The sequence below is a fragment of the Corynebacterium sp. ACRPS genome, assembly GCF_022346005.1.
Taxonomy (GTDB): domain Bacteria; phylum Actinomycetota; class Actinomycetes; order Mycobacteriales; family Mycobacteriaceae; genus Corynebacterium.
Map to the genome: position 1 here is coordinate 246,990 of NZ_JAKRMY010000001.1, position 10,431 is coordinate 257,420.

Genomic DNA, 10,431 nt, shown 5'->3' on the forward strand with positions numbered 1-10,431 from the left:
TCTACTGAAAGTGCTACGGTTAAACCGTGAGTGAACAACATAACCAACAGCAACCGTCCGGTACCGCGATGCGCGCGCAGACCGCCGCTAAGAAGCTGAATATCTATCTGCCCGCCGCGCCTGAAGAATTTCAAAATAGCGCGGTCAGCCACGAGGAACTGCGTGAGCTGCAGCACAATCCCCCGCAGTGGCTGCAAACGCTGCGCCGCGAAGGCCCCCACCCCCGGCAAGAAGTTGCCCACAAACTGGGCATTTCCGTTACCGCGCTAAAGAAGAACGACATGGATAAGCCGCTGACCACCGCGGAAATCAGCGAGCTTTTGGAAAAGCAGCCGGAGTGGCTGCAGCAAGCCCGCGCCACGCTGGCGCAGGCTCGCGGCCACGACGTTCACAAGGACGCCGCAGAGGATGCTTTAGAAGATAAGGACTAAACCAGCTTCCAGTCCTCGAGGCCCTCATACAGCGGGTAGTCCTCCGCGATCTTGTCGACGCGCCGGCGAAGTGCCTCGACATCGGCGTTATTGCCCTGCGCCAAGGCGGTACCGATGACATCGGCAACCTCGGTGAAGGCTTCCGCATCGAGGCCACGGGTGGCCAGGGCGGAGGTGCCGATGCGCAGGCCCGAGGTGACCATCGGCGGACGAGGATCGTTCGGGACCGCATTGCGGTTGACGGTGATTCCTACCTGGTGCAGGAGGTCTTCTGCCTGCTGACCATCGAGCTGCGAGTTGCGCAGATCGACCAAGACGAGGTGGACATCGGTGCCGCCGGACACAACGTCCACGCCAGCTGCCTGAGTGTCTTCTGCCAAGAGGCGATCGGCCAGAATGCGGGCGCCCTCAAGGGTGCGCTCCTGCCGCTCCTTGAATTCCTCGCTGGCCGCAATCTTCATGGAAATGGCCTTTGCCGCCACCGCGTGCATCAGCGGTCCACCCTGCTGACCCGGGAAGACGTTGGAGTTCAGCTTCTTTGCGTACTCCTGCTTGGCCAAGATCATGCCGGAGCGCGGACCGCCCAAGGTCTTGTGCACGGTGGTGGAGACGATATCGGCGTGCTCGACAGGGTTCGGGTGCAGGCCCGCGGCAACCAAGCCCGCGAAGTGGGCCATATCAACCCACAGGTAAGCGCCCACCTCATCGGCGATTTCGCGGAAGGCCGCGAAATCCAGGGTGCGCGGGTAAGCGGACCAACCGCCGATGATAACCTTTGGCTTCTCCTTAAGTGCCTGCTCGCGCAGCTTATCCATGTCCACGCGCATGGTCTCTGGGTCCACGCCATAAGCTGCGACATCGTAAAGCTTGCCGGAGAAGTTCAGCTTCATGCCGTGGGTCAGGTGTCCACCGTGGGCCAAGGACAGGCCGAGGATCTTATCGCCCGGTTCCGCGATGCTGGACAGGACTGCGGCATTAGCCTGCGCGCCGGAGTGCGGCTGCACGTTGGCAAATTCCGCGTTGAAGAGCGCCTTCGCGCGGTCGCGGGCAAGATCCTCAACGACGTCGACGTGCTCGCAGCCGCCATAGTAACGACGCCCTGGGTAGCCCTCGGCGTACTTATTGGTCAGGACAGAGCCCTGTGCCTGCAAGACGGCGCGCGGCACGAAGTTTTCAGACGCGATCATTTCCAGGGTTTCGCGCTGGCGGGAAATTTCTCCCTGGATAGCACCGAAAACATCTGGGTCAAGATCGCGCAGGTCAGTATTAAAAGAAGCCATAAAAGACTAGTCCTCTTCTCGGTAGGAAGCAGTATGAACTATTACATATCATAACCTTTCGGCTACCTTACAGGGGGCAAATTTTTCATTCCCTTATCGCCGCGTGCGACAATTAAGTTATGGCGCGCAACCTGGATTCAAGCCCCTACCTCGACTTTGACCGTGAAACCTGGCGTGAACTCCGCAAATCCATGCCGCAGGTGCTGACAGAAAACGAGCTAGAAGAGCTACGCGGCATCGGCGACCGCATTGATTTGGACGAGGTGGCAGACGTCTACCTCCCCCTCTCCCGCCTTATCCACATGCAGGTCACCGCCCGGCAGCAGCTCACCGCCGCCACCGAGGCCTTCTTGGGCAACCCACCCACGCACGTGCCCTTCGTCATCGGCGTGGGCGGTTCCGTGGCCGTGGGTAAATCCACCACCGCCCGCCTCCTCCAAGTGCTCCTACAGCGATGGGACTCTCACCCGAAGGTGGACCTAGTGACCACGGACGGGTTTCTCTTTCCCACCCAAACGCTTAAAGACCGCGGACTGATGAAGCGCAAGGGTTTCCCCGAATCCTATGACCGCCGTGCACTTATGCGCTTTGTTACCGACGTCAAATCCGGAAAACCCGTGGTCAAAGCGCCGCTGTATTCGCATATTACCTATGACATCGTCAAAGATCGCTATCAAGAGGTCAATCAGCCGGATATCTTGATTTTGGAAGGCCTCAACGTCCTCCAGACCAGCCCCACCTTAACCATCGCGGATCTATTTGATTTCTCCGTCTACGTCGACGCCCGCACGGACGATATTGAACAGTGGTACATCGACCGCTTCCTCACGCTGCGCCACACCGAATTCCGCCGGCCCAATGCCCACTTCGCTGCTTATGCCGATATGAACGACGAGCAGGCGCGCGCCCAGGCCCGCGAGATTTGGCAATCCATTAACCTGCCAAACTTGGTGGAAAATATCCTACCCACCCGCGTGCGCGCATCGCTGGTATTGAAGAAGGGATCGCATCACCTGGTTGAACAGGTCCGCATGCGAAAAATCTAGCCGCTACTTACCAAAGCGGCGCGAACGCTGCGAATAATCACGCAGCGCGCGCAGGAAATCTACCTTCCGGAACGCCGGCCAATAGGTATCGGTGAACCAGATTTCTGAATAGGCCGCTTGCCACAGCAGGAATCCGGAAAGACGCTGCTCGCCGGAGGTGCGGATCACCAAGTCTGGGTCCGGCAGGCCCTTGGTATATAGGTGTTCCGTGATCGAGTCTGCGGTGACTCGGTCCGCCATCTCGGCAGCGCTGGTGCCCTTTTCAGCCTCGCTGCGCACCAGCTTCTGAACGGCATCAACGATTTCTTGGCGCCCACCGTAGCCCACAGCCACATTGACGATGACCCCTTGGTTATCCTTGGTTTCCTCGGCGGCATCGACCATGCGCTGTGTTACCGGCGCGGGCAACAACCCTAAGTTACCCACAAGACGAACCTGGCAATCCAGATCTCCCTGGGACAGATGCGTGACCACATCAGAGATGATGTCAAAAAGTAGCTGCACTTCCTGCTGGCTGCGCTTCAAGTTCTCCGTGGATAAGAGGTAGATGGTGACTACCTCAATATCGGTATCGCGGCACCACGCGATCATCTCTCCAATTTTCTTCGCCCCTTGGCGGTGGCCGTGGCTAATATCTGTAAACCCGGCTTCCCGCGCCCAGCGGCGGTTGCCGTCAGCCATGATCGCCACGTGCTTCGGCTGCGGTCTGCCCTTGATAAGCCGCACGAGGCGTGCTTCATACAAGGGGTACATCAGCCGCTTGAGAAATGTCACGTTGATTACTCCAGCCGCTTAGAAAATCGACTTCTTGCGGTTATCGTAAAGGCCAGCTTCCTTGAGCGCCGCATCCACTGCTTCTTCGTCGAATGGATCGATTCCGTGGTCTTCAGCGAACATGGTGCGCCGACGGAAGCGCGAATAGCGGCGGTGGAAGTTCCAGCCCGCTACCAGCACGGCAACGCCCAAGATGGCCAAGATGAGCAGTCCGATGGGCGAGGCTTTGCCAAACTCGGGCCCCATTGGCCCACCCTCAGCACCTTCTGTGCCTTGCGCAAGGACAGTGACATCGTGCGCAGCCAAGAAAAGGGAGTCATAGACGCTCATGCTTTAAGTCTCCTCGTTCTTTTCAATGCCCGCAAATAAATCATTTTCCGGCAGCGACGTCGATACTCGGGTCTTAGCTAATTCAAACTCTTCTGTAGGCCACAGACGCTGTTGAACCTCCACGGAGGTGGCCAAGAATGCGCCCGCAGGATCGATCTGCGTCGCGTGCGCCCGCAGCGCATCGTCGCGGTTTTGGAAGTAATCGGCGCACTCCACCTGCGTGGTAACGCGAGCCATGATATCGCCAAAAGCCGTATCCCAGCGCGCCAGCATAGGACCATACGGGCTGGGTTTGCCCTCCTCAAGGAGGAGATCGTGGAACATCTTCATGCGCTGGTACACAAAGCCATGCGAGTAGTACAGCTTCAGCGGCTCCCAGGGCTCGCCCAATTCTGGGTGGTAGTCAGGGTCACCGGCTTTTTCCCACGCAATCATAGATGCTCGGTGGACCATGAGGTGGTCTGGGTGCGGGTAGCCGCCATTTTCGTCATAGGTAATGATGACCTGCGGGCGGAACGAGCGAATAACGCGCACCATTTCCTGGGCCGCCGCATCATCACCCATCAGGGCAAAGCAGCCTTCCGGCAAAAGGTCTTCCATGCTCTTGCCTTCCTCAGGATCCGGCAGGCCGGAATCAACGTGGCCTAACCACTGGTGTTGGACCCCAAGCGCGCGGGCTGCCTTAGCCATTTCCTCGCGGCGTACCTCAGCCATGTTTTCCTTAACGCCAGGACGGTCCATAGCCGGGTTAATAATGTCACCGCGTTCACCACCGGTGCAGGTCAGCACCATTACATCCGCACCTTCTGCAGCGTAACGGGCCGTAGTCGCAGCACCCTTAGAGGATTCATCGTCCGGGTGTGCGTGGATTGCTAGGAGGCGAAAGTCGCTCACTGAAAATCCATCCCCTTTAAAACTAGCTTTTAGAACAGATCACTATCTTAGTAGATAATGGGAAAATGGTACTCCTCGGTTAAAGTAGGGCTATGACTTCCGCCGGAAATTCTCGCTCCGCCGCGCGCTACGGCTCGCGCGATAAATCACAAAAGAACTCTGGTAGCTGGACCAATAAGGCGCTGGTGTTGATTTTCGCCGCCATGCTCGTCACCCTTCTTTATTACGGTTTCCAGTATTTTCGGGAAAAAGAATCCGTCAATGCTCAGATCTCTATGGTCACCCAGGAGGTTCTCAGTGATGACACCACGCGCGTCTGGGTCGATGTGACCCGCAATCACACCGATGAAGACGCCTATTGCATCGTGCAGGCCTACGATTACTCCAAATCCGAGGTAGGCCGCCGCGAATTTGCCGTTCCCGCCGGCGGAAAAGAAACGCATCGCATTGCCGTCGATGTCCCCACCAATGCCCGCGCCGTCGCCGGTGGCGCCTATGGCTGCTCCGGCAATATCCCGGATTACCTGGATATGGACAACCCCGACTACGCGGAAAGTCGCTAGCTCCATGTGCTAGGATTTGTACAGCCTAGAACTGGGCATTTGCCTGGTTGCATACTTAACTTCGGTCCCGCCACCATCGCGGGGCTTTGACCACTATTCCACAGCACGGAAGGTTTTAGAATGGCTGAGCAGCAAAAGCAGTACATCACCCCAGAAACCAAGGCAAAGCTCGAGACCGAGCTGCAGGAGCTTATCGATCACCGCCCTGAGGTTGCAGCGGAAATCAATGAGCGCCGCGAAGAGGGCGACCTGAAAGAAAACGCCGGCTACGATGCCGCCCGCGAGATGCAGGACCAGGAAGAGGCCCGCATCAAGCAGATTTCTGAGCTGCTGGCTAACTCCACCACCGAGCGTGGCACCATGCAGGAGGGCGTTGCCTACACCGGCAGCGTCGTTCACGTGTACTACAACGGCAACAAGGACGATAAGGAAACCTTCCTCATCGGCACCCGCGCTGCTGCGACCGATAACAAGGACTTGGAGACCTACTCCGAGCAGTCCCCGCTGGGCGCCGCCATCATCGGCGCACAGGAGGGTGAAACCCGCGAGTACTCCGCACCAAATGGTAAGACCATCTCAGTAACCATCGAGTCGGCCGCCCCGTACGATTCCGCCAAGGCTGCCACCCCGCGCGAGTCCTAATTCCCTCCATCTACCCCACTACCGCCTTCACTACTCTGGAGAAAGAGCACATCCCCATGAAGAAATTCTCCCGTTTCGCTACCGCTGGATTAGTATTTGCCGCCGGCCTTTCCTTGGCCGCATGCCACCCGCCGAATCAGCAAGATTCTGAATCCGGCAAGATCGACAATGCATCGACCTTTACCGGCGAAGCACCGGCGCAGAAGGATGCCGAGACGTCCTCGTCTGCTGCCACCACCGAGACCGAAGTGGATCCGGAGGGCCTGCAAAACGGGGTCGAGGAACCTGAGCAGCAGCCAAAGGCCACCGCGACGCAACTGCCGCAATAAAAGAAGTGGGCTGAAGGATTATTTCCTTCAGCCCTTTTTCTTTCCACAATTCACTGGCTAGGATTCTCGCGCCCAATTGCCGATGACCCCAGGCACGACCGCCGGCGGCTCGCCCAACAGATCCCGCTTATTCGGATCGCGCTCCACCTGCGTGGTTACCGCCTTCACCCGGTTCTTGTCATTTCCCTGACCCCGCGTTCCCATCATCGGCGCAAGGGCGCGCATGCCAGCGGCCGGTCTCCCGGCACCGGTTTTAGCACCGGTACTATTGGCGGCGCCTCCCCCGCGCACCACAGCTTCACGCGCAGCGCCCCTTTCTAGGTGTCCGCGGCTACCGTTACCGCCGCTGCTATTGCCAGCAGCTTCACCTGCGGCCCGAGGAAGCGCGCCTCCCACGCCGCGGGCGCCGACACCCTCACCGGCACCGCCGCGCATTCCTACTCCGCCGCGCGCAGCAGTTCCGCCAGCTCCCAAACCTGGGGCGGAATTTACGAGTGCACCCATATTTCCACCTGCCCCAGAACCAGGCCTTCCGCCCGTACCGATGGCCCCGCTGCCGAGCCCGGCCAGCGAATTGAATCCGCCACCACGAAGCGCACCAGTGTTTCCACGTCCAGTTCGCCCGCCGACGCCAGGACCACCTGCTGCACCGGCAATACCGGTTCCTGTGCCGACCCCGGATCCGGCTCCGTTACCAGAACCAGTTCCACGTCCAACACCAAGCGGTGCTCCCATCCCGGTAGAACCGAGTCCGCCGCTACCGCTGCCAGCTCCAGCACCAATACCCGAGGTACCGGGAGCGGCACCTGCCGTTGGCATAGATCCTAAGTGGCCATGCGATGCCGTCGCCCCAGGAAGTGAGGCCCCACTGGTTGCGATATCGCGACCGCTGATATCTATACCGTCGCCCACGCCTAGCTCAGAAAGCGCCCTTCTGCCATCTGCATGCAATTGCTCCTGGAACGCGGCAGTTTCCTCAGGAGTCATGCCGACGGATTCCAAATCGTGGACCGTACCATTAGCCACGTCGAAGTTTCCCGGGCCCACATCGCCGCGAGCAATAGCTTCCTGAATTGCACGCGGCCAGACGACGTTGTCGGTGTTATATTTCTGGCCATCGCCCTCCACACCTGACAAGCCAGCATCTACGCCGCCGCCTCCGGATGCCGGCGACTGTTCCATCAGCGGATGTTGATTAGGCATGGCGTCGATGGCAAACCTCTGGAGATCCGGCTGCAGCTTTGCCAACGCCGCCTTCTCTGCAATTTTTCGCTTCGCTGGATCAGGGATTTTCATAATATCCATCGCCATGGCCATCGCCGAAGGCTGAATCATCATCAACCGCGAGTGGAACCCAGTAAGCTTTTCTCCCATTGCTGCGGCATTGGCCACAAAGTGTTTCCCGGAGGCTGCCACTTCCCTAATCTTCGCCGCCGCCCGCGACGTGGTTTCGCTGTCATTCTCACTTTCCAAGGAGCCTGCGGCTTCTTCAAGACCGCTCACGATCTCCCGAACCTCAGAACCTAACGACGCCCAACGCGCATTAGCTTCAGACACACTCCAAATCTGCGTGGACATCAAGTCCGTTGCCAACTTGGTAATCGACGTGCCGACGTTAACTACCGGAGGAGTAAAGGCGAAGGGGCTATACCCCGGCTCCGGCTGATCCATAATCGGCATTGATTCAACGCCAATCTCACCACCCGCATCAGCGATATCCATCGCCCTACTATTTGCAGTTTCTTGGGCTTCAAAGCCTCGAGCTTCTCGGGCAAGAGCCTGCGACAACCATTCGACTTGCGAGGCATAGTCCAGGAGCGTCCCTTTAGCCGACCCCGGGTCGGTGGTAAGTGTCCTTTCGTGCACACCCCCTACGTGATCAATTCCCGACACATTCGAAAAGCCCGAATTAAGAGGGCTATTTACTCGGTCCTTTAGTGACTGAGCTCGACGGTATAGATCAGATATTATGCTGGTATTTCGTTGTAGATTTTTGACACTAACAAGCATGTTTCCCCCAAAACACGACTATTGTTTGAGATTAGTAATGAGTTCAGCAACCAATTGACATCTCTTCATTGCACTTGACTGTGGTGTGACATCATTTATGCCGACGGTAATCGTTCCTCGGCTGGTAGAAAGATATCCATTACACTGGGAATCTTTAAAAAGCTCAGAGTTAAATAGGTGAATACCTTCGATATCTGCTGTTTCATCTTTTTGTCGAAGATCTTCATTTAACTCTAGCCCATCAATAGCAGTTGAATCGCTAGCTGCAGAGACTAGAATGCTTTCAGAAAAATTCCTCCCATTCGATGCAAAATTGCAAAAATAGTGCCCCGGCTCTTTTCGATAATCGAGTATTCGTGGTTCTAAACCAATTTCCTCCAGCCTGTCCGGCGGAATTTCCGTACATGGATCGAATAGCTCGAAATCTGGATCAGCAGGATCAAATTCTCCCGGTGGCGGTAGTGCCCCGGAATCCTCATCTCCCGTGGCGCCGGTCTCCCCCCGAAGACCGGCGCCGGCCCTCGAGTGCTCGCCTTCGGGGTGTTCCGAATCCCCCGGATTGTCTTCCACATCATCCCCCTGGCTCCCGTTGGCATTACCCGCGCCATCGACCGAACTAGTGCCATCAGTTTCTGCCGTCATCGCGGCATCTTCTGATGCGCTCTTCGAGCCGACTTCCGCAGCGCAGCCACTCAGCGTGACCGAGCTGACTACCAGCGCTGCTACGGTTGCCTGACGTTTCACAACAATCCTTCGGTTACTCCTTTTAGACGAGCTGGAACGAGAAGAAAATAGAGGAGAGAACTCTCTACCTTCCGGTTTCCCGTTCCCGCCACATAGCATGCATGAATCGTGCAAGAATTTCTCGTTGAGAGCGCAAATTAGTCAATATTTAACTATCTCATTATCCTCATTCGCCACATTTAAATCTTTTCAAATGGTGAAATTAACTGCTCATTGACTGTCTTTGACCTGAAAGCCCGCTCCTACCCGCTTAAAACCTAAAGAACGGCTTAATACCCCCTGAATTACCCCAATAATTACACGCCCGTAAGCCAAAGGAAAACACAAAAATGGCCCGCACCGAAGTGCGGGCCGAAAGCGTAGAGAGGCTTAGTTGCGCTGAACGTAGCTCAACAGGCGAAGGATTTCGGTGTAGAGCCAGACCAAGGTCACGGCCAAGCCAAGGGCTACGCCCCATGCCTGCTTGGCAGGAGCGCCGGCACGGATAAGGCGGTCTGCTTGGTCAAAGTCGGTCAGGAAGGACAGAGCAGCCAAGACAATGCAGACCAAGGAGAAGATGATGGCGAGGGGGCCACCATCGCGCAGCGGGTTGAAGTCGAAGAAGATGGCGCCCAAGAAGTTAGCGAGAGCCATTACCGCGACACCTGCAATGAGGCCGACCAAAATCTTAGTGAACTTTGGAGTGACCTTTACTGCACCGGTCTTGTAGACAATGAGCATGCCGATGAACACGCCGATGGTGCCAACGATTGCCTGGCCGATCAGCGCCATGCCATTAGAACCACCGATGGTGCTGTTAGCGAAGACGAAGGAGAATCCACCAACGAAAAGGCCTTCGAATACCGCATAGATGAGGGTCGCAGCCGGGGAACCCCACTTACGACCAAAGGAGGCCACCAGTACGGTGATGAATCCGCCGATGCCGCCGACCAGCATAAGCATCATCGCGGTGCCTGGGTTCATGGTGCCTAGGTAGAAGTTGATAGCAGCGGCCACGATAATAACGCCGAGGGTGATGCCCGTCTTGGTGACGACGTCATCCACGGTCATGGGGCGAGGGGCTTCGCTCGCGTAGCCGGGGTTCTGCTGCTGGTTAGTTTCAGTCAGCGAGGTCATAACCGGATTGCTTGAACGCACGGTTGTCCTTTCTCAGTGATGTACGAATCATCTTTCTCATGGAGATCAACGTCATCACGCCCCACAAAGTTCCTCATTTAGAATAATTTGTTCAAGATTCCAAGAAATTTATTACTGAACAGGTCTCTCCTGACGCGCGACGCTATTTAGTACCGGTAGGGCGGTATCGAGTACCGACCGGTGCGGATATCGGGTACCGGGGGTAGTTTTTAGGCACTCTTTAGTGGACGGCCCACGCAGTGTGTACGCGT

Annotated in this window: 12 protein-coding genes; 5 read left to right on the plus strand and 7 right to left on the minus strand. The window is 57.1% G+C overall.

All coding sequences use genetic code 11. From position 1 onward, the window contains the following. The first annotated feature begins 26 nt into the window (after nt 1-26). Nucleotides 27-431 carry a DUF5997 family protein gene (locus MHX65_RS01150; RefSeq protein ID WP_438802133.1) on the plus strand — a complete coding sequence of 135 codons (405 nt, stop codon included), beginning with the start codon at nt 27-29 and terminating at the stop codon, nt 429-431. Here MHX65_RS01150 and glyA read toward each other — a convergent pair. Then, nucleotides 428-1,711 (minus strand): serine hydroxymethyltransferase, encoded by a 1,284-nt coding sequence (gene glyA, locus MHX65_RS01155; protein ID WP_005282107.1) that lies wholly within the window; start codon nt 1,709-1,711, stop codon nt 428-430. The genes MHX65_RS01150 and glyA overlap by 4 nt on opposite strands. Before the next feature lie 119 nt (nt 1,712-1,830). Here glyA and coaA point away from each other — a divergent pair, with 119 nt between their 5' ends. After that, on the plus strand, nt 1,831-2,757 hold the full coding sequence (coaA, locus tag MHX65_RS01160; protein ID WP_239267962.1) for a type I pantothenate kinase: 927 nt from the start codon (nt 1,831-1,833) through the stop codon (nt 2,755-2,757). A gap of 3 nt (nt 2,758-2,760) precedes the next feature. On the opposite strand, the gene MHX65_RS01165 is transcribed toward coaA, so the two are convergent. Genes MHX65_RS01165 through mca form a run of 3 tightly spaced genes read right to left on the minus strand, consistent with a single transcriptional unit; the run spans nt 2,761 to nt 4,755 of the window. Then, nucleotides 2,761-3,531, minus strand: a complete 771-nt coding sequence (locus tag MHX65_RS01165; protein WP_284771501.1) for an isoprenyl transferase — start codon at nt 3,529-3,531, stop codon at nt 2,761-2,763. An 18-nt stretch (nt 3,532-3,549) separates the two neighbouring features. After that, nucleotides 3,550-3,861: a hypothetical protein gene (locus MHX65_RS01170; RefSeq protein WP_239267964.1), complete on the minus strand. Its 312-nt coding sequence runs from the start codon at nt 3,859-3,861 to the stop codon at nt 3,550-3,552. A 3-nt stretch (nt 3,862-3,864) separates the two neighbouring features. Beyond that, on the minus strand, nt 3,865-4,755 hold the full coding sequence (mca, locus tag MHX65_RS01175; protein WP_239267966.1) for a mycothiol conjugate amidase Mca: 891 nt from the start codon (nt 4,753-4,755) through the stop codon (nt 3,865-3,867). Between the two features lie 92 nt (nt 4,756-4,847). Between mca and MHX65_RS01180 the strand changes: the two genes are divergently transcribed. From MHX65_RS01180 to MHX65_RS01190, 3 genes are all read left to right on the plus strand, one after another. Further along, on the plus strand, nt 4,848-5,318 hold the full coding sequence (locus tag MHX65_RS01180) for a DUF4307 domain-containing protein (RefSeq protein ID WP_239267968.1): 471 nt from the start codon (nt 4,848-4,850) through the stop codon (nt 5,316-5,318). Between the two features lie 120 nt (nt 5,319-5,438). After that, nucleotides 5,439-5,960, plus strand: a complete 522-nt coding sequence (gene greA / locus MHX65_RS01185) for a transcription elongation factor GreA (RefSeq protein WP_005280026.1) — start codon at nt 5,439-5,441, stop codon at nt 5,958-5,960. Nucleotides 5,961-6,016: 56 nt separating this feature from the next. Beyond that, nucleotides 6,017-6,289, plus strand: coding sequence for a thiamine biosynthesis protein X (locus MHX65_RS01190; protein WP_239267970.1), 273 nt, complete (start codon nt 6,017-6,019; stop codon nt 6,287-6,289). Nucleotides 6,290-6,346: 57 nt separating this feature from the next. Here MHX65_RS01190 and MHX65_RS01195 read toward each other — a convergent pair whose 3' ends face one another. The 3 genes from MHX65_RS01195 to MHX65_RS01205 form a co-directional block, all read right to left on the minus strand. Beyond that, nucleotides 6,347-8,011: a hypothetical protein gene (locus MHX65_RS01195; protein WP_239267972.1), complete on the minus strand. Its 1,665-nt coding sequence runs from the start codon at nt 8,009-8,011 to the stop codon at nt 6,347-6,349. A 306-nt stretch (nt 8,012-8,317) separates the two neighbouring features. Further along, nucleotides 8,318-9,043 (minus strand): DUF3558 domain-containing protein, encoded by a 726-nt coding sequence (locus tag MHX65_RS01200; RefSeq protein WP_239267974.1) that lies wholly within the window; start codon nt 9,041-9,043, stop codon nt 8,318-8,320. Between the two features lie 369 nt (nt 9,044-9,412). Continuing rightward, nucleotides 9,413-10,159, minus strand: coding sequence for a Bax inhibitor-1/YccA family protein (locus MHX65_RS01205; RefSeq protein WP_255716968.1), 747 nt, complete (start codon nt 10,157-10,159; stop codon nt 9,413-9,415). Nucleotides 10,160-10,431 lie beyond the last annotated feature (272 nt).